Raw genomic sequence first — 22,981 nt, 5'->3', positions numbered from 1 at the left:
TTTCGGGCTATAATTGCAAACAGCTCTAATGGATTAGTAGGAGAGCCTCGAATGTTGCCGCACGTATGCATCAATATCACCAACCCTTAGTACTTGAAGATGTTCCTATTCCAGATATTAAACCGGTTGAAATTAAATTTTAATTGGGAACAGTGTACTCATTATTTCCCGCCTAGGTCACGGACAAAGTCGTATCACTTAGGCGGGCTTGGATAATGAAAACTTTGATTGCGCCTTGCTTTATCAAGCTTATGCTTAAAAATTATCATTTAACTTTTTTAAAAGCTGTTTTATGGTGTTTTTTTCATCTTCTTTAAAACCATTTAAAGCAAATTGATTTAGCTCATCAGCGCATTGCTCAATAATGTGTTGGCAATCTCGCCCCTTTGTGGTCAGTCTAATTTCAATGGCTCGTCTATCTGTCGTGCTCGGGGTTCTTGTAATCAGGCCATCACGCTCCATGCGATCTAGCGTTCTAACTGCTGTAGGCTGCTCGATGCCGATTTGCTTATACATTTCAGACTGAGTTAAGCCATCGTGTTGATAAAGCGCCATTAAAAAATAAGTATAGGCATCAGTAAGGCCGTGTGGTTTTAACAGTTCATTGGCTCTTTTTATTAATAGGCGACTAGCCTTTTTGATTAACGTTGATGGATACATTTTTTCTCATAATTATTTACATAGCTTGCTATATATTAGCAAGCTATGTAAGATTAATCTAGGTTTACTACTTAAGAGGTTTGTAATGATTAAGCAACCAATTTTTCAGGTAGACGCGTTTACCTCTACCTTATATATGGGAAATCCCGCAGCTGTTTGTCCATTAGAATCTTGGTTAGATGACCGTTTAATGCAGCTTATTGCTCGAGAAAACAATTTGTCTGAAACGGCATTTATTGTTCCTGATGGCGACTATTATCAAATACGCTGGTTTACGCCTAATACCGAAGTTGACTTATGTGGCCATGCGACCTTAGCCAGCGCTTTTGTCTTATTTGAGGTGTTAGGATATCAAGGAAAAGAAATCCGTTTTAAAAGCAAAAGCGGCATTTTAACCGTAAGGAACGATGGGAACTTATTACGGATGGATTTTCCGGCACTACCTTTGGTGAAGATAGAGCCCAGTCCTGAACTCATAGACGCCATAAAAATAGCCCCAAATGAGGTTTATCAAAGTACATTTGATACCTTATGTATTTTTAATGATGCCGAACTCGTTAAACAGGCAAAACCTGATTTAAATGCATTAGCGAATATGGCATGTCGAGGCATTATTTTTTCTGCTCCTGCAACCGATGCGGATGTGTATTCACGATGTTTTTATCCAGGCTGTGATGTTCCTGAGGATCCGGTGACCGGTTCTGCGCATTGTGTTATTGCTCCTTATTGGTGTGCTCGTCTTAATAAGAAAAAAATTCATGCCTACCAAGGTGGGGAGCGTCAGGGAGAGCTTTGGTGTGAATTAAATGAGGATCGAGTTATTTTATCGGGATACAGTCAATTGTATTTACAAGGTGATATTTGGACTCCTTCCGGCACTTAAATTCCTAAGCGGTAGCTTAGGACATCAAGAGGGGAATAATCGCTGGAAAAGGGGGGCTGTTGCATAAGACTGGATTTCATAACAAGAAATTAGTGCGCAGAACAAGCAGAAAAACAGTTTGTGAGCTAATTTATGCATAACCAGTCGTATTTCCAACTCTCCATCTTAGTCACCTGTAGCCTTGATGCAGCCGCAGGCGTAATCCAGGCTTTCCCCATCTGGCGTTAATAAACTTGGGTACTTAATTTGCAACCGTTCGTTGTTTTAAAAAACTACTCACAAAACCCTGGGGTGAATTTGCCTTTAAATTAAGTTCATCAAGATAAATTAATTTAAAATGAGCTTTGCTCGCGAGAGAGCCTGCATCTGGGGTTTCTGGATACTGCTTCAACAGCGGGAAAAATAATGACTGGCCAATGACATAGCGCTTGTCACGACTTTCAGGAGACAAGCCCCATACATTTTGATAGGTAATGGCAGTGGCTTTATTCTCATTTATATCTTTAGTACCAAGATACAGCATTACGTGGCCATTAATATAAATAATGGTCATCAGGGGATGCCCTTTTTCTTTGAGCAAGCGGATGCGTTCATCAACCGTATTTTTTGACAAGTCTAGGGTTGAACTGAGTCGAGCTTGTTGCGCTGAATTTCTAGGAAGCCAAATACCAAAAGGGGTGAATATACTTTTAAGTTCTTGAGAGCAATCATTAAAGAAAAAGGCCCCACCCCAGCCATAGGGTCTATTTTGTAATTGGTTAATGATTTTGACTAGGTTTTTAGGAGTGGCGGTTAATGGCATTAGGCTGGATGCGTTGGTATTGATAAGGCCAATTTTTATTATGGCTTGATTCTGTTGATTTTTGACGGGAATTAAAATAGTGGTCTGTTGACTATTTTGTTCAAGCATGGGGAATATCGCGCCAATATATCCAGTGAATTGGAATTGCTGTTGCGCATCAACAATGCTTGTTTCTGTTTGGGTGACCGCAATCAGCTGGCGTTGTGCAGCAGTTTGCCAATGCTTAATAAACTCAGGAGAAGCATAGGCTATATCATTAGTTTTAACCCAGCAAAAATAGCCATCGGGTGTTAAAACTAATGACCAAGCTTTGTCTTTCGATACACTAAAAACGTAGAGTGGCGTACCAGCCCAAATTGCTGACTCTTGCAAGTTATCAAAAGGGAATCCTTGACCAGGTAGACTGGCATGAAAAAAATCAGGTGCGGTATCAGGCAAGGCACGTGCATAAGTATTTGCAACGGCAATCGCTCTATTTTCTTCTTTGAACTCACTTAGGGCTAGAGCATATAAATCCATGTTATCTCTAATTTTACTCCACCAAGCTTGGTCGTGCTCTTTGAAGTTTTCAGCATAATGCTTGTCTTCATTCGCTTTGGTTTGATTGTTAAAATCGTCTAATAGTTCGGATTCAATTTTTTTCACCAAGGGTAATGTGGACATTACCATTTGTTGACTCCATGGTGACAATCCTTGAGTCTCAGTTGAGTAATAATGCGCGTAAAACTGTTTCAATTGTGCATTTTGATATTCAGAGTTTAATAGGGCTTTATTGTAGTTCTCGTCATTTGGAGATAAATAGTCATTAGCATTTTGAGAGTATGCCGTGAGGGGAAAATCATAAATGGGTATTTCCATTGCAAAGCTTAAGGCAAATTTGAAGAATAAGAATGGTGCAAGAATAAATTTCATTAAATGCCGCATACTAAACATGCTATAGTTCATAACACTCTGCTTCACAATAAAAGAGCTGCAGGATACCGTTAAATGAGCTATGTGTCAATTTGTTGGTCAGTTTTTGGTGATTGTAAATGAGCTATAAGTATCAGATATCCTTAGTAATTTTTCCTATTTTAGTGTCAATCAGCACGGTTTCAATCGCGGCGAGTGCTCCTTGCCAAATGTTGAGCACATCTCAACAGGTAAAAAAAATACTGCCACGCCCGTCACAAATTATTGTGGTTAAATCATTAGGGGGCGTTAACGCGAAGGTGACCTTATGCCAACGACAAGGTGCTTTGTGGAAGCCAAAGTTCCGCACATCCTTTCATGCTGTTATTGGAAAAAATGGGATTGCTTTGCCTGGAGAGAAAAAAGAGGGCGATTTAAAAACCCCTATAGGTTTATACCCGATTGGTGAAGCATTTGGAACGCATCCCTTAGCTCTGAAAATGGATTATAAATACATCACCAAAGATGACAAATTCATCGATGATATCCATCATAAAGACTATAACGCATGGGTTTTGGGTCCAACTGATGCGAAAAGTTATGAAACAATGTTAACAGAACCATACACTTATGGTGCCATCGTTAACTACAACATGAATCCAACCACCGCAGGAGCTGGTAGCGCCATTTTTATTCATTTGTGGCGTTCGCCAAATACGCCAACAGCGGGATGTGTTGCGTTGGATAAAAAACCTTTATTAATGATGCTCCATTGGCTTGATAAGAAGCAACACCCCTATATTTTGGTGCATTAGCTCACAACAAGCTACAATGGCTTCAATGCATAATACGACTTGGTTCTGGGGAACGATAACGATTTGACTTGTGATAGGCAGTGTCGGGTCATGGGCCCGACCTACGACCTTATAATTTTTTAATTTCAGAGTAGAGATCAGCCCTGTCATTTAACTCATTTTCAAGATGTTTTAAGGTTTTCGCTGTATTAGACTGCAAGTTAAATAAGCGCATAAACCACCCAGTACCATATTGGTATTGTTGTACTTCGGCATTACTGGAGGCCTTCGCGATGATTGTTTTTAACGCGGTAATTTGTTCTTCTTTACTCGGATATCCAATTTTCTCTATTTCCTCTAAGCATGATTCAAGATAAGCTCTTTTCGAGGAAACTTTGGTTTTTGAATGACATGATTTAAGGGTTTTTAAAACTAAGTTATGTAAGTCATTCTTTTTTTCTACTTGGTAAATGGTTGCTGTATCAAGGTAGAAATGCTCTTTCTTCCCTGAGGTGTATTTTTTACCAAAGATAGGAGCAGAAACCGCTTCTTCTCTTGCTTTTACTAAAATATGCTCATGGCCTAAGCGATGAAGCTGCTCTAGTAATTGGACCGCGAAGGAATCTTTTCCATCCCCTGGTGTTGCCGCATAGCAGCTAATTAAACTTATTTTTATTGGCTTGGCTACGGTTGGATTAACCTGAGTCTTAAGAAATAACTCATGCAACTGTCTTGCTATTGTCTGCACTTGAACATCAAAAATTAATTTAATGTCTGTTTCCAGAGATTGAAGTGTAGACGAACCTTTCGAACAATGTCCGGCAATATAAATTTTTAAGTCGGTGTCTTCATTGAGTATTTCGCTAAATGAGCGTTCAGATTCCCTATCCTTTAAATAACATGCTAAATTATCTACGCCTTTTTGCTGTTTTCTAAACCAAAAAGGGGATGGCATCTCTTTGGGAAAGACAGATAAAATTCCTCGAGGCTGATCACTAGAACTATACGTGGATGTTAAGGTTTCATAAAGATCACGAACATGTCTTAAAAACCAGTGATCGCCTACTCGAATAACCCAAACACGTCTTTTCATATATAACAATCCTCTTAAATCAAAGAGCAAAAGTGCTTTTGCGCGTTAAGTTTAACTAATTAACTTAATGGGGGTATATTGTACAATGGTGTGGGTTTTTTATCAAATAAAAAGAGCGTTTGCTAAAAACCAGCATAGGTTGAGCTCATGACTTTTATTGGTAGGATAACGCCTTAATGGCTCTAGCTAGACCAAAATATGTATCTTGCAGCTTATAGGGAAAGCTGAATTACCGCGGTTAAGCCGCGGTAATTTGGGGAGAGTTTTAAAGGTAGTCGGGAGCTAAACTTTCTTAATTTGCCCGATATTTTTTCTGATGCATCGATCACTTTGGGCCAATTGATTGATTAATAAATGTGTAACTGAGGCGACAATATCCTCTCGTTTTACTGCATTTTTCGCATCGCTCGTATAATAAATTGCCATGATAATTGGAGCACATTTTGGCGGCCAGATAATTCCAAGATCATTGGTGGTACCATACGCGCCACCAGTTCCCGTTTTATCTGCCACAATCCATTCTTTCGGAAGGCCTGCCTTAATCCGTAAATCACCTGTTGTATTGTCTTTCAACCAGGAAATTAGCATCTCTTTTTGAGGTTTTGCCAACGCGCCAGAAAATGCCAACTTGTGTAAACTTTTAGCCATATCTTTGGGCGTTGAACTATCTTTTAAATTACCCTTTCCGCCAGAATAGGCTTCTTCTGGCCAGCCATTATCTTGACGAAAGGACGTATTGCCAATAGAGTGAGCAAAGAGAGTCATTTGTTCTAATCCTCCCATTTTTTTAACTAAAAGGTTCATTGCGGTATTGTCGCTGTAGCTAATGGAAGCAGCACATAATTGCTTAACGGTCATGCCCGAGGAGAGATATTTTTCAGTAATGGGATTCCAATTGACTAAATCGTTCTTTGTGTAGTTTATTTTTTGCGACAACAAAGCACGCTCATCCATACTCTGACGAAGAATAGCGGCCACACCGATTACTTTGGAAGTACAACCTGTAGGAAAGCGTTCATTTTCCCTATAGCCAATGGAGGTATTGTTTGCTGTATTAATTGCATAAACTCCTATTCGCCCTTTGGATGAAGCCTCAAGTTCTGCTAATCTTTTTTGAAGAGCTATTGCTTGATCAGTCGAGGTTGCTGCAAATCCATTAATAACGAAAAAGAGACTCATCATAATTAGAAATAAGTATCGTTTAGCTGAAAAAAGAAAACTCATGCTGATTCTCGTACATGTTATTACTATTGGTTAAATAATTTTATGATGTGTTGACTAGATTAAGCAATAGTAGGTGGAACCCATGGCCTGATGTTTCTTATGAGCGTCGTTAGGTAATGGCCTCAATGCAATTCCTGACTCTGAGTAAATAGCTTGTTCATGCATACGAATCTAAAACAAGCTGATTTTTACGAATGCAGTGAATTACAACATGATATCCAACATAATACATTAACTAATGCTAGTTTTTCATTTCCAGATGTTATCGGGTTGTTGAATCATTTAAATATTAAAATTAATGGCTGGCCAAACGATTCTGAATCTTAAAAATATCAGCCAGGATCAGAATTGAATGAAAATGCGAGGGATTGCCAGTAGAAAATTTAATTGATAATTTGAAACTATGATCTGCAGCTCTCCTCTAAGAAATAGTTCATGATTAAGTGTATTATGATATTCACTATGGCAAACTCGTAGGATACTTGGAGTTGTTATAACTTAATGAGTTTAAAAAGTATCATATTTATTTAGAATGCCGGTATATCATGACGCCTAAACCATACAGTACGTAAAGAATTTATTTGAACATTCAATTTAATCAGGAGTTGGTATGGAAATTGAGAAAGTCTTGATTAGTGGATGCTTAGTTGGGCTAAAAGTTCGATATCATGGAGGTGATGCCCCATGCCATAGCCAAATAATTGATAGATGGGCCAAAGAAGGCAGGATTGTATCTATTTGTCCTGAGGTATCAGCAGGGCTCCCTATTCCAAGGCCTTCTAGTGAAATAATTTATGGAACTGCAAACGATGTATTGAGGGGCAAAGCAAAAGTATCTACTCACAAGGGTATTGATAGGACTGATGCCTTTATTAAAGGTGCATTTAATGCACTCTCACTTGCAAAAAAGTTTAATATAAAAATAGCTGTCCTTAAAAAGGATAGCCCATCTTGCGGGAACACTACAGTATATGATGGTAGTTTTAGTGGGAAAATTATTCCAGGATCTGGGGTTACAGCCCAATTATTAAATGACAATGGAATTAAAGTATTCAATGAATTGGAGTTGCATGAAGCAGATATGTATATGCGCTCTTTAGCTATTAGTGGGAGCTGTTATTTCACATAGGCAACCACATGCCATATTCACTACTGAAGCAGAGTCATCAATTTGTCTTTTTATAGCTATTTAGAATGTGGCATGACCAGTCAAAGAGACTATGCCATTTTAACGTCGGAAATTTCTAAAGCAACATTCGGTATGACACCCAGTGAGTATAAGCAATATAAAAACCTACCTTCAAAATCAAAACGCTAATTTACGGGATCATATGACAGACTTAGAGCTTATCTTTACCATGCTTGGTTAAAAGATGACTACTGAATTTTCTGTGGTAGAAAAACCAGATGGACTAATTGAGAGGACAATCACAATAAAGCAGGCAATTAATACAAGCAGCGGTGCATAAATAACTATTAACTTATTTTGATCTTTAATCGTCATTTGCATAACTCATCCTAGTTAAAAATTGTCTATACTTTTAACAACGCTCCACTGTGGGGCTAAAACTAAGCGTAATAATGGTAGTCCTTGCCGCTCACCTGCTGTCAGAGGAAAAAATAGCTGCCGTATTCACGGAGGTTCTATAAGAAGCCGCGGGCAAAAAGGCAATAAAAACGAACTTAAGTATGGCTATTCCACAACGGATGTTAAAAAATTCAAAAAAGAAATACGTGAAATATTACATCAAATTAAACGAAATAGTTTAACTTCACTCCAAGTGATAGGCTTCAGAAGTTATTTTCCCCATAAAGCTACGCGCTCAGTGATCCTGACATATATTTGCTCACTCAACATACCATACCCAATTCAATGAAGGTATGGTATGTGTTTTTTACGCGAGCAATGATTTCTGTAAACTTTATCCAATCTAACAATTCAGGCTCATGCCGATACACCATTCTCGCAAGATGAATAAAGGAACGTACCCGTTTATTTTTGACTGTGTTTGCTTGATAACCTCTGTGTCTGTTGGTGGTTTCCACCATTAATCCTACCCACCAAGAGATAATGATAATGAGGCAGGCAAGAAACCATAACATCGTCATTCGCTCTTTTGTTTGGGATCTATTTTGCCTAAGCCCAAGACCTGATTCTCGATTTTTGATGTCTTTGAAATTCTGCTCAATTTGCATTCTTTTCTTATAATACTTTACGAGAGCAAGGGGGCTTTTTTCAATAGTACTGAATATAATCCAACCATTTCGATAAGAGTGGCTATGTTGCCTTTCGTGGGTAGGGTAGCGATTTTTTTATGAGGTTGTTCTGAAAGCTTTTCTTTATAAGTATATACGTACCCCGATACACGCTTTGTTTTCTTTCTAATCTTCCCCTTACCTAATAAACGCGCTTTACCCCTGCCACCAAAATCAATCTCTTTTAGACTAAACCAGTTTTTCTCTCCCTCTCTTTGAAAGCTAAACCCATCATAGATACGACCAATAACATCCCATCCATAACCGATGACTTGCCTAAACCAAGGTGTGCGAAAACCTGCGTCCGTAATCAGTGTTACTTTTATATTGGATGGTATGATTTGATTTAGTGTTTGTAAAAATTGCTCATGAGCGAGTGCATCATCTATTATTAGTACTGATGCACATTCGTCATCCAATTTCTTTCCAATATCAGATTCAGAGGCAATAACATAATCAATATCGTGCTGAGCTAATAATTTTTGTAATGATGAAGTTGTACTTGGATTTAAAATTGCTTCATTGATAAGTAAAGGTTTCTTTTTAGCTTTTAAAAAAGGAAGATGCGTTAAAAGAGATAAAATATTTGCATTAATGTAATAATAATCATGATAGGCATGGGTTTCTATTCTCTTTTCAAATTGATGATCATATTCATCACAATAAAGTTCTGCTTTTTCCCCACTATGAGCGATATAATTTTTTCCAAAAGTTAATAAAAACTGATCTTGCCTCGAAAATTCGGGCACCAACTTTATGCCGCTAACTGAAATTCATCTGGGGTCTGATAAAATCTAGAGTAGAATGTAGTCGCTGTCGATTATAAAACACCTCAATGTAATCGAATACAAGTAATTGAGTTTCTGCTCTGGTTTTAATTTTCTCTCCATAAATCAATTCAGTTTTCAATGTGTGATAGAAGCTTTCCATCACCGCATTATCATAGCAATTGCCCTTACCGCTCATCGAGCAGATAAGACAATGTTGTTTCAAAAGAGTTTGATAGGTATCGCTACAGTTGTGAGCCTTCTCTATTGCTCAGCCATTTAGTTCAAAGAGCTGAAGAAATTCACACAGCAGTGGAGAGACTTGTATTAATATAAAAATAGTAGGGAATTTATGAACGAGATAAGTATAGAAAAATATCTTGCTTTACTGCGCAAACAAAAAACCGCTTTATTCTTTAACAAGTATTAAAGTAGATGGTAGTTGATTATTTCTTTTCATATAGATTTGAAGCAACAGAATATTGATTGTCCCTAAAATCATGAGAATTAAGCCAGGAAAATAGTTGATATAGTGTTCCAATCTGAATGCGATTAATGGCGTGATTCCGCCCCCAATACAGGCAGCGAGAGAGTAGATTAAATTAGTGATAGAGCACCTGATTGATAAAGGAAATATCTCCGTAATTAACACTGGAGTAACTGCAAAAAGGCTAGCACAAGGAATAGCCATTAACGTATGCGCTAATAGAACTTGATAAAAAGTTCCTGAGGAGAGCAGGTTAAAATAGGGCAAGCTTAATAATATAAGAGTTACACTTCCCATAAGAATCAGTTTTGTTCGTCCAAAATAATCAGATATAAAGCCGAATAAGGGGATTAGCAGAGTCAGCAATGCCAAACTTGATGAATTAATTGTGAAGGATTGTGTATCATGTATATGATTTACCGTGGTCATATGTATTGGTGCATAAACAAATATCAATATAGTTGTAGAAACACCAAAACACACTAAAGAAAAAACAAGCAGAGTATCAAACGATTGCGATTTAAAGACATTTAAAGCTTCGTGCAGTACTTCAAAAAATGTTTTTTTCTCTTTTCGAGCATTCTCAGTAATAAACTCAAGGCTTTCTGGCAGAGAGTTTCTGATCCAAAAGCCTATGAGCATCGTAACTAATGCTAGTATAAACGCCAGTCTCCATCCCCAATCGGGAAGCGCTTTTATATCTATGAGATATAGGATTAATGACCCAAATAATGAAGAAGCTAATACCCCTGCATTGACGCCAAATGCAGCCCATGAACCAAAAAAACCTCGTTTATTCTTGTCACAACTCTCTATGAGTAAAGCTATAGAACTAATGTATTCACTTCCGACTGCAAAAACTTGAATGAGGCGTATAAATAATAAAAGAAAAACTGAAATAACGCCTATACTCCCATATGAAGGTAAAATGCCAACAATACTGGTACAAATCCCCATTAAAAAAATACTGAGTGTCAGTATATTCTTCCTACCCACTTGATCTGCAAGTATACCTCCTACCAAACCACCAATAGGACGTAAGATGTATGTAATTAGAAATAAAAAGAAAATATCTGACAATTTAGACTGAGGAGGAAGAAACTCTTTAGAAAGATAAACAGAGAATAGCCCCCACATAACATAATCATACATTTCAAGGGCATTGCCAATAGCACCACCAATAATAGTTTTTTTGGATACAATAACCATTAATTAATCAGTCTTTTTGGAAGGCAATGCTCCAGAGCGGATTAATTCCTCATGAAAACCTAGGGAGCCATAATCAGTAACTTTATCCAAAAAGATTACCCCATCTAAATGATCCAATTCATGTTGTACTACACGAGCGTGTAGGTCAGATACCTCTCTTTCGATTAAATTCCCTTCTATGTCGTAGCCACGATAGCCTATCGATTTATAACGAGGAACTTTACCTCGCAATTGCCCAACACTTAAACACCCTTCATATTCTTCTTCCATAATATCAGACAGTGGCTCAAATGAAGGATTAAGCAAAGTCGTGAATGGAATAGGAGCAAGATGTGTATGTATTGGATGCTGTTTCATCCCAAATATAATAATACGTTTGTTAATACCAATTTGAGGAGCAGCAAGCCCTAATCCTTTTTTTTCATCCAAGGTTTTAAAAAGAATTGATTCCATATTTTTTAATTCTTCAGAACCAAAAAGATCGTTTGTAATTGGTTCCGAGAGCATTCTAAGCAAAGGATTGCCTAATTGTATTACTGTATATGAATCCATAGAGTCACCTACGATTAAGAATTATTCACTATAAGTTTAAGAATAGATCGTGTATTAAGCTCTGTCGCCTTTGAATTTAATTGGTTTAATTGAGGTAATGAATGGTTACCGCAATACTCCGAATATATATCCAAAACAGAGTTACAGAAATAATCGCCAATATCAATTAACCCAAAAATCTGTGATGCATAGTATTCGTGTAGATCTTTTTTAGTTGATCCTGTTGCATAAGAATATAGAAAACAAAAACCATTAATCTCTCTGCACAAAGTCATTCCAGCGCTAAAATGATTACTGGTCAATTTTATCTGCTTTATTTGCTCTGCAAATAGAGTATCGAGACTGATATCATCCCACCAGAACAATGTATTCTTATGGAGTGTTTTTGAAAAAAACCAAGGATCATACTTCCATAATCGCTCTTTAATCAGATTGTATTCAATATGTGGCATTGATGAAAATGAAACAAGCTCGTTTGACGGATTAATAATATTTATCCCAAAGTAAGCAATTTCATAATGCCCTTTGATTTGCAAAAAGGTATTTTTTACATGACGTCTGTGCTTGAATAGAATATCAGTTACCTCTGGATGCAGAGTAATAGAGTATTCGTTCTCTTGGCTGTTATTAACTAACTTTAGTTTTTCTATCATTTTTAATTCCATTAAAACGCATAGCAGAGCTTACAGAAATATCGATGATTTTCATCAGCTCTTTTTTATCTGCCTTAATATGAGTCGCGTCGTTCACACTATCCATAATAAAGTGTACTAATTCCTTCGTATCTTTGGTCAGCTCAAACAGCATACTACTTTTTGTCAAAATATATTCAAATAAATCAGGTTCAATCTGAATTAAATTATTTTGATTAATGTTATTGGGAACTTCTGTATCTTCGCCAAACAACAACCATCCTGGCGATACTTTGAGCCATTTGGCTATCTTATAAGTCACATCTATTTCAGGTAATGCTTCACCTAATACATAGCGCCGAGCCATCTGATGTGAACACCCACAAACTTCTGCAAGGACACTAATTTTTACGCCAGCCTTAGATGCAGATGAAATTAAATTGGCTTGTTTCATGAGCATTGTTAACCTGCGCGCAAAACCATGAACAAAATGTTCTCTCTCCAAAATTAATCTCCAGCAAATAGGTGCTAGTGAGTATACATTTAAAGTTTCATGTCAGCAATAAACCATAAATTATACAACAAATAAGATTTATTTATTTTAAGTTGTATTTATGTAATTTTAAGTTACAATTAATAGCAACTTAAATGATCGATTATTATTTAAGATTGTATTTGGATTGATGTAAATAATAAGGAGTTGGATGATGACAAATAAAAATAACAAATTACAAATGGGATTTGAGGACGGATCATTATGTTTTTAAACACATCAAAAAAATTACCTAAAGGACTATTTAAAGCCTGTGTTATTCCAAGACCCATCGCTTGGATTAGCTCGAAAGATATTGATGGCAACCATAATTTATCACCATTTAGCTATTTTAATATTGTCTGTGAAGATCCTCCAATGATTATGTTTGCCACAACGGGAGCTCATCAGAGTGGTGGGGCTAAAGATACCTTAAAAAATGTGGAAACAACGAAAGAGTTTACTGTGAATTTAGTCAGTTATAACAGTAGAGAAGCAATGAATATCACTTCGATTGGTTTTTCACGCGGAATTAATGAATTTGATATGGCTGAAGTGGCTCATTTGCCAGGAGAGTTGATTCAAACACATCGAGTTAAGGAGTCGCCCATTAGTTTAGAGTGTATTTATCATCAATCAATACAATTACCAACGTCAAATAATGCTCATTTAATTAATCGAATAGTACTTGGCGAAGTTGTAGGAATTCATCTTGATCCAAATATTTTAACTCAAGATAAGCGTATTGATATAAACAAACTCAATCTTATTGCACGGCTAGGGTACAACAAATACACCAAGATCAAATCACATTTTAGATTAAAAAATCCGTGTGAATGCTGCGATAACGTCATGAATTAACTATCCAAAACAATAAATTTAAATACTGTTAGTTGAATTAAGGAGTAATTATGAACAGGTTAAAAAATGAATATTATATAGCAGCCCCAAAAGAAAAAAATTTCCAATATTACAATGGAAATGAATTAAAAAAAATACACCTGTTTATGAATGAAATCTATCACCAAATATTATTTGGGAAAAAACCGATAGACAATAAACTATTTCATGAATTTAAAAAATGTGAGTCTTCATGGATAGCAAGTGAAAAGAATCATTTTTTAACGCATTATGATTGTAATGTTGATGTAAAAAATGAATCTCTTGTTCGAGACATGTTACAAAAACATGAGGTATTTAATCATCCTATCTTTGATTATTTAATGCATGATGCCAGCCTTGAGAAACTCAAACAATTTGCCTATAGCGAATCCATTATGAATTTGGAGTTTTTTGATTATCTCGCATTGGCAGTGATAGGAGTTTCTGATCAAGCAAAGGTCGAAATTATGTCAAATCTTTGGGATGAAGCAGGTCAAGGTCGTATTGAAAAGTTTCATACCGTATTATTTCAAAATTTTTTGAATGATTTGGGGATAACTTATGATCGAAAACAAATTTTAGAGAACATGTCCTGGGAAGGCGTGGCCGGAATTAATTTATTCAATTACTTTTCTATTTATCCTTTTAATAAAACCAAGTACTTTGGGATGCTTGCGGCAACAGAGATGCTTGATCCTCCTCATTATAACAAATTAATAAAAGGCATTAAGAGAATATTTAGTTCTCATAATATCGATCATTCCTATTACACGGAACATGAATTAGTAGATGTTGAACATGCCAGTGGCTGGCTTAATCATGTCGTCATACCAGAGTTAGCACGTAAACCTTATAAAACACCGGATTTTTGGTTGGGTTTTTATATGCGACTGGATTCGACTAAAAAATATTATGATCAGTTATTAAATAGCTTACTCATGAAAAAAGCTGCGTGAGGTGGATGATGAGTTACATGCTTGATTCAAATGAAAAAGTAATTGCAGAAGAATGGAAAAAATATGCAGGATACACGGTGCGGCCTTTACCTAGTACCTGTGCTTATTATAAAGAGCTAATTCAATCTAACTCTAATGAGGGATCTTTTTTAATTTATGGTGGGACACCAGAAATCAGATCACTCTTTCAGAAATCAAATTTAAAGGTCACCTTAACGGATCAGTCTGAGTTAATCGTTCATGCCATGGGCTACTTAACAAACGCAGCGACACCTATTGCTGCAAATGAGGAGCTCATTGTAACCAATTGGCTTAATTTAGAGGGTGTTGCTGATGATTCATGTGATCTCCTCATTGGTGATGACGCGATTAATATGGTGGAGTGGACTCAATTTGACTTGTTCTTATCTAATGCTCATCGTGTTCTTAAGCGTGATGGTTTATTCATTTGTCATTTGTTAGTGAAACCTGCGGAATGCTTCATAACGAATACAATAGATGATGTGAGACGTGAGTATGAAGAGGAAATGATTAGAACTCAATATGACTTGGCCAGTAGATTAAATTTTATCTGCTATGACACTAATTCCTATGCTATGGGGTGGCAAAATACTATTGAACAGCTAGGAATCAATCAGCTGGATCAATTCAAGCCAAGTTTTGATTTTGTAGGTACATTTGGACGATGTAATAGCAAGTTTTATTGCCCTCCCCAAGATGCATTTGAGCGTTTGCTCAATCACTATTTCCACATTGAGGAACTATTTTATCCACATGAACATGAGTATTGTCAGTTCGAACCCGTTTATGTATTGCGTAAAAAATAATATAAGGAAATTACAAATGAGTACTCACTTAATTAACTACACGACACCACCAGAATTCGTTAAATTAATCGTACAAAGATATAAAAATTTTGACTTGACCCAGAAAACAATTCTTTTTATCGAGCCTTATGGTGCTGTTATTTCATTGCTAAAGAGAGGGCTTGAAAAAAAGTATAATATTATTGTTTTAACAGCTAACAGTGATTTTAGAGTGGTACCTGATGAGCTTTTAAATCAGGTTGCACTGAGTATCAATATAGATACTGCAAATAATAATAGTGTATTGGAGCTTTCCGACACATTACAGCAGCATATGTCTATAGATGCGGTCATTCCTGGTTTTGAATATTTTGTTCCTATTGCTTCAAAGATCAGTACCTTATTGAACGTACCTGGGATTGATTGTAAGCACGTATTGAATCTTAGAAGAAAAGACCTCATGCGTACTGCTTTAAATAAAGCGGGTTTGAGTAGTCCACGGTCTTACTTAGTAACTTCTCCGGATGATATTAATGAAGCCATAGATTATATTGGGTTTCCGGCCATCTGTAAGCCTATTGATGCCGCAGGAAGCGTTCATGTTAAGAAAGTTAAAAATAAAAAAGAATTGCTCGAAGCGGCTAGCCGGATATTAAATGGCAATGATGTTCTTTGGGGGCATAAACTATCAAATTCTTTACTATTAGAAGAGTATATTGATGGCAAAGAATACAGCTTGGAAGGAATAGTACAGAATGGTGTTGTTGTTCATTTTAGTACTACAGAAAAATTTGTTTCAGATCAATCTGAGTTCATCGAAATAGGGCATATTGTTAATGCACCTATTGAACAGCCGCTGCATACAAAAATTCAAAGTTACATTGATCAGGTGATAAAAGTCCTTGGTGCGGACCATTGCCCCTTTCATGCTGAAGTGCGATTACGACGTGATGGGGAACCAGTCCTTATGGAAATTGCAGCCCGTTTAGCAGGTGATAAGATTGGCGATTTGCTTTGTTTATCTCGTGATATTAATTATTTTGATTATGTTTACGCGGCCTATCTGGGTATAAAACTGCCCTTGAGTGAAATGAAAAATAATTATGCGGGTATTCGTTTTTTTTATCGTCCGCATACGGATATGTTTACAACAGTAACAGGTGTGGATGCCGCGAAGTTGCAGGCTATTGAAGATATTGCTATTTACTATAAAGCGAATAAAGCAATTCCTGAGTTTCCTAAACCCTTACGTCGCTTGGGGCATGTCATTGCTAAAAGTGATGATTATAATAAGCTCTCTAAAATGCTTCATGATATTGATTCTGACATTCATTTTAACTAATAAAAGGGAGAATCGAGTGTCTCAATCTAATGTTATCATTGTTCATGGCGCCTATGGTCATCCATTTGAAAATTGGTTCAACTGGATGAAGACTGAATTAGAGAGTCTAGGTATTGAATGTCTTGTTCCACAACTGCCTACGCCAAATGGCCAAGAATTAAAGAACTGGCTTTACGTATTTAATTCTACCGTATCACCAATGATTACGCCTGATACGATTTTAATCGGCCATAGCTTGGGCGCAGCATTCTTATTGAGGTGGCTTGAGCAAGCCAAACAGTCTGTATCGAACACCATTTTAGCTGGTTCATTTATAGGAACTGTCGGAATACAGAAATTCGATAAAATTAATGAGAGTTTTTTTGAACATTCGTTTGATTGGCATTCGATAGTCAATAAATCCAAACAGTTTTTTTGTTACCATGGGTCTAACGATCCTTATGTATCAAAGAGTAACTTTGACTTTATTGCAAACAATCTACAGGCCAGAAAAATTATCATTTCTCAAGGTGGGCATCTCAACGAAGCGGCAGGATTTTCGTCATTCCCGCAGTTACTTATTCAGTTAAAAACATTATTAGGTATCGATCATGGCAAATGTATTTAGTTTTTTGTTTCTTGGAACATTAGGATGGGGTATTTCACTCTATTTAATGAAAATATTACTGGTGTCTTTAACTCCAACGGAAATTGTTTTGTATCGAATGGCCATTGGTGCCGCCTCTCTCTTTCTCCTGGCGAAACTACTTAAATTAAAAACGGATAATATTCGCGGGTTGATTCTGGATGGAATAATAGTTGGGACATTCAACATGACGCTGCCATTTTATCTGACCACCTTTGCAGTAAACACCGTATCCAGTTCATTAGCCTCTGTGATTAATGGGCTTACACCACTGTGTACTTTAATATTGGGTATGGTGTTTTTTTCTTCGAAACAAAAATTAGGTGTATTGAATCTATTGAGTATTGTGCTTGGATTTATTGGAATCATTATTATTAATTCAGACGTGAGTATTTATCAAGGTTCGGCTGTTGAACTTATGGCTCTTTTAGCAACAACCATTTCATACGGTATTACTGCTAATTATTTCAAATATTATGCCCGTACTAAAGATCCAATACTTGTATCAGCAGTATCGGCACTCGTTTCTGCAATGACCATGCTCCTGTTTAAATGTGCAACGGAATCTTCACTGAATTACTGGGGAATGCCACAGGATATACCTCAAATAATCGCTTTGTTATGGTTAGGAGTTATTGGATCAGGATTTTGTTTGTATCTCTATTGTTCGTTAATTCAAAATGCAGGTGCAGTTTTTGCGTCAATGATTACCTACCTTATGACAATAACAGGAGTTATCATGGGGGTGATATTTTTGCATGAAACAATTTCTCAGCAGATCATGATTGGTTGTACATTCATTTTTTTCTCCTTGATCTTGGTCAATCACGCGCCTTTGTTTGAGAAATTATTTGTTTCTATATCAAGACACATTTCATTAAAAATGTTGGTAAATCGGAACATTAATGAATAGAGTCAACGTTGGCTGAAACTTATTTACTACGAAGTGTATCAATGATCAAGAATCGGAACCGGTGACAGTTGAGCCTGTAGTTATTGAAAAATGTCTGGGACATAAAATGCCACGCATTATGGCAACGTATAATAAAAATGAAATGCAATCGCAACGTAAAGAGGCATCGGATCAATGGGCGGATTTTGTTGAAGATTTATTGCAAGAAAATGTAGTGCCGATTTCATAAAAAAAATGCTCCTAACTAAGAGTGACAATAAATTGATCAAATAAAGGGGGGCAAATTGCCTCCACCCTAATAATAAAAATTATCAGGAGAAATTTTATGGATATTAGTCCAGCTGTTTTTGAAGAAAATAAAATACGCTGTTTATATGATGAAGAAACTGAAACATGGTTTTTTTTCTATTCACAGGAATGACAGCATACCCAATGTATCGGGCAATCAACAAAGAAAATTGTCTTCCAGAATACCAATGCCATTGAACCGGCAACGTCCGCTAAGGGGAGTGTTGAAGAATGGCGAGATTCAATAGGTCGGCTGGCATCAGGCAACTCAAGACTGGTATTTGCCATATCTGTAGCTCTTGCACCTGTACTGACAAAGATTGTGGGTGAAGACTCAGGCGGTTTTCATTTCAGAGGTGCATCTTCATCAAGGAAAAGCACTGCATTGAGTCTGGCTGCCTCTGTTTGGGGAAACCCACAATCTTATTGTCGTTTATGGCGCAGCACCAACAATGGGCTTGAAGGCTTGGCTGCATTACACAATGATGGCTTGCTCATTCTTGATGAACCTAGTCAAATGGCTCCCAGAGACGCAGGGGAGGCGGCTTATTTACTGGCTAATGGCCAGGGAAAAAAACGCGCCTCTCGAACTGGCACTGTCAGGCAATCATCTCGATGGTCGCTATTTTTCTTATCTGCTGGTGAAGAGTCTTTGACAGCACTCATGGCAAAATCAGGACAGCGCATTAACGCAGGTCAGGAAATCAGGCTTGCTGATATTGAGGTGGATGCAGGTTGTGGAATGGGGATCGTTGAAATAATTCATGCTCAACTAAGCCCAGCCAGCATGGCCTTATCACTAAAGAAATACAGCAGCCGATATCATGGCGCAATCGGTCTAGCGTGGCTGAGTCAAGTAGTTGCCAGCCGGCAATCAATCAGTCGATATATTACCGACACCATTCAAACCTTTGTTGATGCAGTCATTCAACCCGATGCAACGGGTCAGATAATCCGTGTTGCCAGACGCTTTGTACTGGTTGCTGCTGCCGGAGAATTGGCCAGTCAATTTGGTCTGACGGGATGGCAAAAAGGCGAGGCATTTCATGCAGCAAAGGTTTGTTTCCTTGCATGGCAGGAGGCTTTTGGGGGTGATGGTCAGCGCGAAGATCGCACCATCATGGCGCAGGTGCGTGTGTTCTTTGAATCTCATGGTGCCAGCCGTTTTGATAATGCCAACTCACTTAACAACGATAAGATTCTCAACCGAGCAGGATTTTATCAAATAGATGCCGAAGGCTTTCGAATTTACATGGTGTTAACTGAAGCCTACAAAAACGAACTGTGCAAAGGCTTTGATCAACGCACAGTGACAAGAGTTCTATTACAAGCTGGCTGGTTGAAACCTGCCCCGGATGGCAAAGCGTCACACAAACCAAGAATCAAAGGGGTTGGAACCTGAGGTATCGACTCGTTTTTAAAAATCTGGACTTGCATCGTATAACGTGATCTCATTGATTCCGACCAAAGCCTCATTGAGGCCATACGATGCAAGTAAGCACTATTTTACATGAACTATTCTCTTCATCAATTCATAAAACACGATTAAAAAGCTTAATTACGATAGTAAACGGTGTAATAAAGAGTAAGAAGCTTCAATTAAGTCAATTAGGCCGATGTTTGAATGGGCAAGCGAAAGAGCGCTCCGGTATTCGTTTAATAGACCGTTTTCTAAGTAATCAGTTTTATCAGCGTGAATCGCTCCTAATTTATCGAAGTATATGTAGTCGAGTTCTTAAACATACCGCAACTCCTGATATAGTTGTGGATTGGTCAAGTATTCCAAATAGCCAATATTATTGTGAGGGTAAAGAGCAGTGCCTACTGCGCGCGGTATTTCCTGCACCAGGTCGAGGTATTACTCTTTATGAAGAAATTCATCCTAAATCGAAAGAAAACAATCCGCACATCCATCGCAATTTCTTAAACAATCTAAAATCGGTATTGCCTCCAGAAAGCAAGCCCTGCCTTATTACTGATGCCGGATTTAAAAACCCGTGGTTTAAATCGGTATTAGCTATGGGGTGGGATTATGTAGGACGTGTACGAGGAATCACTCAGTATGATGCAGGAGGTGGATTTTATGCGATTAAAACGGTGTTCTCCCAGGCCACGAATAAAGCACGTTACTTAGGATTTTGGGCTATCGCGAAAACCAATGTCCTCCTTCATCATGTGGTCCTTTACAAAGGAACGCCTAAAGGGCGTTATCAAATGACCAAAACGAAAAAACCTGCTCAAGGCAAGGACTCTAGGAAATACAGTGCCTCATGGAGAGAACCTTGGTTCCTTGTGACCTCTTTAGAGGAAGTTAAAGAGCACCCTAATCTCGCTCGCATTAAATACACACGAAGAATGACCATTGAAGAAAACTTTAGAGATACTAAGTCGACTCGCTATGGCTTTAGCTTCGATAACAACATCACCTTCAAACCAGAACGATATACAGTTTGGTTACTACTCGCGGCCATTGCTAGCCTCATTGCCTGATTACGGGGGCTTCCGCGGAGAAATTAAAATTACATTATGATTTTCAAGCAAACTCTTATAAACATCGGAGGGTCTTGTCTTTCTTTTATCTGGGATGCCAACTGATTAGGAAAAAAATAAACGTTGAGACTCATTGGGAGATAATTTTAGAGGAGTATAATACATGCTCCTCTTAATTAAAACGAGTCGATACCTCAGGCCCTGGGCCCAATCGATGCTTGCTTAATTATTTGTGATACCCGAAGGTTGAGTTTGAATCAAAATCAATGTCTAAATGATATCCATTTTTATAATTGTGCAGTTGCACCTTATCAACTGCAATTTCATCAAAACTAAGAAAAACAGTGTTTAAGGGTAATGCATTAGGTTTATTCGTTACAAGGGATGGTGGATCAACCGGAATAGAACAATAGTAAATGGGTACCGCTTCATGATCTTTGCAAAAAACTTGTCTTGCATATACTGTTGCATCCTCGAGAGAGTCAAAGCGTCGGCGCTCCCAGCAACGAGCTGCTCTTAAATGTTCTTCCATTAAATTTGCATTAATTTCTCTTGGTTTCATTTTAGGATAAGGAGTAATAACATAAAATAACGACGATGGGAGCCATTTTTCTATCGGTCCTTTATCTTCCTCAAAGAGATTTATGGGCGCAACGACAATGTAAAATTTCATAACTACTTCTTTCTACAAACATTTAATAATCTGAAAACTAACAGTAGCAATAGGGCCTACTATTTATATCCTGATGAGCCTTCTCGAAGTTAGGGTGTCGAGTCTCGTTGTTTTTCAAGGCACTCTATTCTCTCTGTCGCTAGTGCTAGGTCTTGATTAATTTGCTTAAGTTTTGAAGTAAGAGATGAGATGATGGTAAGACTTTCAAGCATGAGGAATACCATTCCAATAGCCCCCAGTAAAAACAGGCTATAGGGTGCATTTTGCTCTCCCAGGAAACTGCGAATGGTGCCACGTAGGTTATCACTTATCATAATGATTAAAAAAGCCACTTCAACAATTATCCAGCTTATCGCCATATGAGCACTGAGCTTGCCCGAACGGATCAGCGAAACTGTATATATAAAAACGAAGAAAATTAAACTTAAACCTAATAAACCTGCTGTCATAGAAACCTCTTTATTTAAAAATCATTTTTCGTTTTTAGAAAAAGTCCCATAAAACCAATGAGAACACGAAACGGGTACAAAAATGCCTTGGTAAAATTAAATAGAGATTGGCCGTGCACACGTCCTCGCATGGTGATAGGTATTTCGAGTATTCTAAAGCCTTTACGCTGTAGCATAAATAGAGCTTCTGCCTCCGGATGATCTACTGGATAAAATTTTGCAAAATACTCAAAGGCTTCGCGATTCAATGCACGGAAACCAGAAGTGGTATCAGAAATGTAGAGTCTTGTGGCGAGGTATAATATGCTGGTTGAAAAATACATGCCAATACGTCTTGGCAGAGAGGTTTTATAGGCTTTATCTTGATAATTAGGAACATAGCGAGAACCAATCACGCAATCTGCTTGGTTATCGCAAATTGGCTTGATAACGGACGCTATCCACGCTGGATTATGCTGGCCATCTCCATCTATTTGCACAACGATATTGTAACCGTTCCTGCTGGCGTATTTAAAGCCCGTTTGTACCGCGCCACCAATACCAAGATTAGCTGACAAGGAAAGTACTTTAACACCTTGTTGCCTGGCAACCTGCGCTGTTCTATCACGAGATGCATCGTCAATAACGACTATATCATATCCTAACAGCTGTATTTCCTGTAAAAGAGAGATTAAATTTTCTTCCTCGTTATAAGCTGGAATAATGATCAGAACATTATTTTTATTCACGAGAATCTCCTTTGTTTTTGTTTTTGATGTCGCGTACATCGCCTATC

Annotated in this window: 25 protein-coding genes and 3 pseudogenes; 13 read left to right on the top strand and 15 right to left on the bottom strand. The window is 37.6% G+C overall.

Going from position 1 to position 22,981, the window contains the following annotated elements:
* Positions 1–255: 255 nt before the first annotated feature.
* Positions 256–660 carry a MarR family winged helix-turn-helix transcriptional regulator gene (locus J2N86_RS13315; RefSeq protein WP_252579948.1) on the bottom strand — a complete coding sequence of 135 codons (405 nt, stop codon included), beginning with the start codon at positions 658–660 and terminating at the stop codon, positions 256–258.
* An 85-nt stretch (positions 661–745) separates the two neighbouring features.
* Between J2N86_RS13315 and J2N86_RS13310 the strand changes: the two genes are divergently transcribed.
* Positions 746–1,543 (top strand): PhzF family phenazine biosynthesis protein, encoded by a 798-nt coding sequence (locus J2N86_RS13310; protein WP_252579946.1) that lies wholly within the window; start codon positions 746–748, stop codon positions 1,541–1,543.
* Between the two features lie 241 nt (positions 1,544–1,784).
* On the opposite strand, the gene J2N86_RS13305 is transcribed toward J2N86_RS13310, so the two are convergent.
* Entirely contained in the window at positions 1,785–3,290 is a 1,506-nt protein-coding gene (locus J2N86_RS13305; protein WP_252579945.1) for an SH3 domain-containing C40 family peptidase, read from the bottom strand.
* Positions 3,291–3,376: 86 nt separating this feature from the next.
* Between J2N86_RS13305 and J2N86_RS13300 the strand changes: the two genes are divergently transcribed.
* Complete coding sequence (locus tag J2N86_RS13300; protein WP_252579944.1) at positions 3,377–4,051, top strand: L,D-transpeptidase family protein; 675 nt, start codon at positions 3,377–3,379, stop codon at positions 4,049–4,051.
* Positions 4,052–4,160: 109 nt separating this feature from the next.
* On the opposite strand, the gene J2N86_RS13295 is transcribed toward J2N86_RS13300, so the two are convergent.
* Both J2N86_RS13295 and bla read right to left on the bottom strand, forming a co-directional pair.
* Positions 4,161–5,123 carry a hypothetical protein gene (locus J2N86_RS13295; RefSeq protein ID WP_252579943.1) on the bottom strand — a complete coding sequence of 321 codons (963 nt, stop codon included), beginning with the start codon at positions 5,121–5,123 and terminating at the stop codon, positions 4,161–4,163.
* Between the two features lie 282 nt (positions 5,124–5,405).
* Complete coding sequence (gene bla, locus J2N86_RS13290; RefSeq protein ID WP_252579942.1) at positions 5,406–6,347, bottom strand: class A beta-lactamase; 942 nt, start codon at positions 6,345–6,347, stop codon at positions 5,406–5,408.
* A 159-nt stretch (positions 6,348–6,506) separates the two neighbouring features.
* Between bla and J2N86_RS13285 the strand changes: the two genes are divergently transcribed.
* Both J2N86_RS13285 and J2N86_RS13280 read left to right on the top strand, forming a co-directional pair.
* A complete protein-coding gene (locus J2N86_RS13285; protein ID WP_252579940.1) occupies positions 6,507–6,674 on the top strand; it encodes a hypothetical protein in 168 nt (55 codons plus the stop codon).
* Between the two features lie 283 nt (positions 6,675–6,957).
* Positions 6,958–7,476, top strand: a complete 519-nt coding sequence (locus J2N86_RS13280) for a DUF523 domain-containing protein (protein ID WP_252579938.1) — start codon at positions 6,958–6,960, stop codon at positions 7,474–7,476.
* A 237-nt stretch (positions 7,477–7,713) separates the two neighbouring features.
* Here the strand turns inward: J2N86_RS13280 and J2N86_RS13275 are convergent, their stop codons facing one another.
* The 8 genes and pseudogenes from J2N86_RS13275 to J2N86_RS13240 all read right to left on the bottom strand — a co-directional run bounded on the left by J2N86_RS13275 (position 7,714) and on the right by J2N86_RS13240 (position 12,704).
* Positions 7,714–7,857: a hypothetical protein gene (locus J2N86_RS13275; protein ID WP_252579937.1), complete on the bottom strand. Its 144-nt coding sequence runs from the start codon at positions 7,855–7,857 to the stop codon at positions 7,714–7,716.
* A 341-nt stretch (positions 7,858–8,198) separates the two neighbouring features.
* Complete coding sequence (locus J2N86_RS13270; RefSeq protein WP_407658960.1) at positions 8,199–8,543, bottom strand: hypothetical protein; 345 nt, start codon at positions 8,541–8,543, stop codon at positions 8,199–8,201.
* A 17-nt stretch (positions 8,544–8,560) separates the two neighbouring features.
* Positions 8,561–9,352: a transposase gene (locus tag J2N86_RS13265; RefSeq protein WP_252579935.1), complete on the bottom strand. Its 792-nt coding sequence runs from the start codon at positions 9,350–9,352 to the stop codon at positions 8,561–8,563.
* 13 nt (positions 9,353–9,365) lie between these two features.
* A pseudogene (locus tag J2N86_RS13260) lies at positions 9,366–9,617 on the bottom strand (IS3 family transposase); the annotation flags it as partial.
* A gap of 162 nt (positions 9,618–9,779) precedes the next feature.
* Positions 9,780–11,066 (bottom strand): MFS transporter, encoded by a 1,287-nt coding sequence (locus tag J2N86_RS13255; RefSeq protein WP_252579933.1) that lies wholly within the window; start codon positions 11,064–11,066, stop codon positions 9,780–9,782.
* A 3-nt stretch (positions 11,067–11,069) separates the two neighbouring features.
* A complete protein-coding gene (gene def / locus J2N86_RS13250) occupies positions 11,070–11,618 on the bottom strand; it encodes a peptide deformylase (protein ID WP_252579931.1) in 549 nt (182 codons plus the stop codon).
* A 14-nt stretch (positions 11,619–11,632) separates the two neighbouring features.
* Positions 11,633–12,271 (bottom strand): hypothetical protein, encoded by a 639-nt coding sequence (locus tag J2N86_RS13245; RefSeq protein WP_252579930.1) that lies wholly within the window; start codon positions 12,269–12,271, stop codon positions 11,633–11,635.
* Positions 12,246–12,704: a helix-turn-helix domain-containing protein gene (locus J2N86_RS13240; RefSeq protein WP_252579929.1), complete on the bottom strand. Its 459-nt coding sequence runs from the start codon at positions 12,702–12,704 to the stop codon at positions 12,246–12,248. The genes J2N86_RS13245 and J2N86_RS13240 overlap by 26 nt, the downstream gene beginning before the upstream one ends.
* 303 nt (positions 12,705–13,007) lie before the next feature.
* Here J2N86_RS13240 and J2N86_RS13235 point away from each other — a divergent pair, with 303 nt between their 5' ends.
* The 9 genes and pseudogenes from J2N86_RS13235 to J2N86_RS13195 all read left to right on the top strand — a co-directional run bounded on the left by J2N86_RS13235 (position 13,008) and on the right by J2N86_RS13195 (position 21,084).
* Positions 13,008–13,643, top strand: coding sequence for a flavin reductase family protein (locus J2N86_RS13235; protein ID WP_252579928.1), 636 nt, complete (start codon positions 13,008–13,010; stop codon positions 13,641–13,643).
* 50 nt (positions 13,644–13,693) lie between these two features.
* Positions 13,694–14,620 carry an iron-containing redox enzyme family protein gene (locus J2N86_RS13230; RefSeq protein WP_252579927.1) on the top strand — a complete coding sequence of 309 codons (927 nt, stop codon included), beginning with the start codon at positions 13,694–13,696 and terminating at the stop codon, positions 14,618–14,620.
* Between the two features lie 8 nt (positions 14,621–14,628).
* Positions 14,629–15,447 carry a class I SAM-dependent methyltransferase gene (locus J2N86_RS13225; protein ID WP_322790923.1) on the top strand — a complete coding sequence of 273 codons (819 nt, stop codon included), beginning with the start codon at positions 14,629–14,631 and terminating at the stop codon, positions 15,445–15,447.
* A 16-nt stretch (positions 15,448–15,463) separates the two neighbouring features.
* Positions 15,464–16,768 (top strand): ATP-grasp domain-containing protein, encoded by a 1,305-nt coding sequence (locus tag J2N86_RS13220; RefSeq protein ID WP_252579924.1) that lies wholly within the window; start codon positions 15,464–15,466, stop codon positions 16,766–16,768.
* A 16-nt stretch (positions 16,769–16,784) separates the two neighbouring features.
* Positions 16,785–17,375 (top strand): RBBP9/YdeN family alpha/beta hydrolase, encoded by a 591-nt coding sequence (locus J2N86_RS13215; protein WP_252579923.1) that lies wholly within the window; start codon positions 16,785–16,787, stop codon positions 17,373–17,375.
* The gene (locus J2N86_RS13210) at positions 17,359–18,306 is read left to right on the top strand and encodes a DMT family transporter (protein WP_252579922.1); all 948 of its coding nucleotides are present in this window, start codon (positions 17,359–17,361) and stop codon (positions 18,304–18,306) included. Before J2N86_RS13215 ends, J2N86_RS13210 begins: the two co-directional genes overlap by 17 nt.
* Positions 18,307–18,352: 46 nt before the next feature.
* Positions 18,353–18,535, top strand: a pseudogene (locus J2N86_RS13205) (site-specific integrase); the annotation flags it as partial.
* A 198-nt stretch (positions 18,536–18,733) separates the two neighbouring features.
* Positions 18,734–19,996: pseudogene (locus tag J2N86_RS13200) on the top strand (DUF927 domain-containing protein); the annotation flags it as partial.
* An 86-nt stretch (positions 19,997–20,082) separates the two neighbouring features.
* Entirely contained in the window at positions 20,083–21,084 is a 1,002-nt protein-coding gene (locus J2N86_RS13195; protein WP_252579921.1) for an IS4 family transposase, read from the top strand.
* A 226-nt stretch (positions 21,085–21,310) separates the two neighbouring features.
* Here J2N86_RS13195 and J2N86_RS13190 read toward each other — a convergent pair whose 3' ends face one another.
* The 3 genes from J2N86_RS13190 to J2N86_RS13180 all read right to left on the bottom strand — a co-directional run bounded on the left by J2N86_RS13190 (position 21,311) and on the right by J2N86_RS13180 (position 22,934).
* A complete protein-coding gene (locus J2N86_RS13190) occupies positions 21,311–21,757 on the bottom strand; it encodes a hypothetical protein (RefSeq protein ID WP_252579920.1) in 447 nt (148 codons plus the stop codon).
* An 89-nt stretch (positions 21,758–21,846) separates the two neighbouring features.
* The gene (locus tag J2N86_RS13185) at positions 21,847–22,206 is read right to left on the bottom strand and encodes a DUF2304 domain-containing protein (RefSeq protein WP_252579919.1); all 360 of its coding nucleotides are present in this window, start codon (positions 22,204–22,206) and stop codon (positions 21,847–21,849) included.
* Between the two features lie 14 nt (positions 22,207–22,220).
* Positions 22,221–22,934 (bottom strand): glycosyltransferase family 2 protein, encoded by a 714-nt coding sequence (locus tag J2N86_RS13180; protein ID WP_252579918.1) that lies wholly within the window; start codon positions 22,932–22,934, stop codon positions 22,221–22,223.
* Between the last annotated feature and the right edge of the window lie 47 nt (positions 22,935–22,981).

Origin of the sequence: Legionella lytica (assembly GCF_023921225.1) — a bacterium.
Lineage (GTDB): Bacteria > Pseudomonadota > Gammaproteobacteria > Legionellales > Legionellaceae > Legionella > Legionella lytica.
This window is presented reverse-complemented; position numbering and strand designations above follow the sequence as displayed.

What these genes read in the sequence shown, in the direction of transcription:
- J2N86_RS13315 (WP_252579948.1), bottom strand. Translation starts at nt 660, where the DNA reads ATGTATCCATCAACGTTAATCAAAAAGGCTAGTCGCCTATTAATAAAA.
- J2N86_RS13310 (WP_252579946.1), top strand. Translation starts at nt 746, where the DNA reads ATGATTAAGCAACCAATTTTTCAGGTAGACGCGTTTACCTCTACCTTA.
- J2N86_RS13305 (WP_252579945.1), bottom strand. Translation starts at nt 3,290, where the DNA reads ATGAACTATAGCATGTTTAGTATGCGGCATTTAATGAAATTTATTCTT.
- J2N86_RS13300 (WP_252579944.1), top strand. Translation starts at nt 3,377, where the DNA reads ATGAGCTATAAGTATCAGATATCCTTAGTAATTTTTCCTATTTTAGTG.
- J2N86_RS13295 (WP_252579943.1), bottom strand. Translation starts at nt 5,123, where the DNA reads ATGAAAAGACGTGTTTGGGTTATTCGAGTAGGCGATCACTGGTTTTTA.
- bla (WP_252579942.1), bottom strand. Translation starts at nt 6,347, where the DNA reads ATGAGTTTTCTTTTTTCAGCTAAACGATACTTATTTCTAATTATGATG.
- J2N86_RS13285 (WP_252579940.1), top strand. Translation starts at nt 6,507, where the DNA reads ATGCATACGAATCTAAAACAAGCTGATTTTTACGAATGCAGTGAATTA.
- J2N86_RS13280 (WP_252579938.1), top strand. Translation starts at nt 6,958, where the DNA reads ATGGAAATTGAGAAAGTCTTGATTAGTGGATGCTTAGTTGGGCTAAAA.
- J2N86_RS13275 (WP_252579937.1), bottom strand. Translation starts at nt 7,857, where the DNA reads ATGCAAATGACGATTAAAGATCAAAATAAGTTAATAGTTATTTATGCA.
- J2N86_RS13270 (WP_407658960.1), bottom strand. Translation starts at nt 8,543, where the DNA reads ATGCAAATTGAGCAGAATTTCAAAGACATCAAAAATCGAGAATCAGGT.
- J2N86_RS13255 (WP_252579933.1), bottom strand. Translation starts at nt 11,066, where the DNA reads ATGGTTATTGTATCCAAAAAAACTATTATTGGTGGTGCTATTGGCAAT.
- def (WP_252579931.1), bottom strand. Translation starts at nt 11,618, where the DNA reads ATGGATTCATATACAGTAATACAATTAGGCAATCCTTTGCTTAGAATG.
- J2N86_RS13245 (WP_252579930.1), bottom strand. Translation starts at nt 12,271, where the DNA reads ATGATAGAAAAACTAAAGTTAGTTAATAACAGCCAAGAGAACGAATAC.
- J2N86_RS13240 (WP_252579929.1), bottom strand. Translation starts at nt 12,704, where the DNA reads ATGAAACAAGCCAATTTAATTTCATCTGCATCTAAGGCTGGCGTAAAA.
- J2N86_RS13235 (WP_252579928.1), top strand. Translation starts at nt 13,008, where the DNA reads ATGTTTTTAAACACATCAAAAAAATTACCTAAAGGACTATTTAAAGCC.
- J2N86_RS13230 (WP_252579927.1), top strand. Translation starts at nt 13,694, where the DNA reads ATGAACAGGTTAAAAAATGAATATTATATAGCAGCCCCAAAAGAAAAA.
- J2N86_RS13225 (WP_322790923.1), top strand. Translation starts at nt 14,629, where the DNA reads ATGAGTTACATGCTTGATTCAAATGAAAAAGTAATTGCAGAAGAATGG.
- J2N86_RS13220 (WP_252579924.1), top strand. Translation starts at nt 15,464, where the DNA reads ATGAGTACTCACTTAATTAACTACACGACACCACCAGAATTCGTTAAA.
- J2N86_RS13210 (WP_252579922.1), top strand. Translation starts at nt 17,359, where the DNA reads ATGGCAAATGTATTTAGTTTTTTGTTTCTTGGAACATTAGGATGGGGT.
- J2N86_RS13195 (WP_252579921.1), top strand. Translation starts at nt 20,083, where the DNA reads ATGCAAGTAAGCACTATTTTACATGAACTATTCTCTTCATCAATTCAT.
- J2N86_RS13190 (WP_252579920.1), bottom strand. Translation starts at nt 21,757, where the DNA reads ATGAAATTTTACATTGTCGTTGCGCCCATAAATCTCTTTGAGGAAGAT.
- J2N86_RS13185 (WP_252579919.1), bottom strand. Translation starts at nt 22,206, where the DNA reads ATGACAGCAGGTTTATTAGGTTTAAGTTTAATTTTCTTCGTTTTTATA.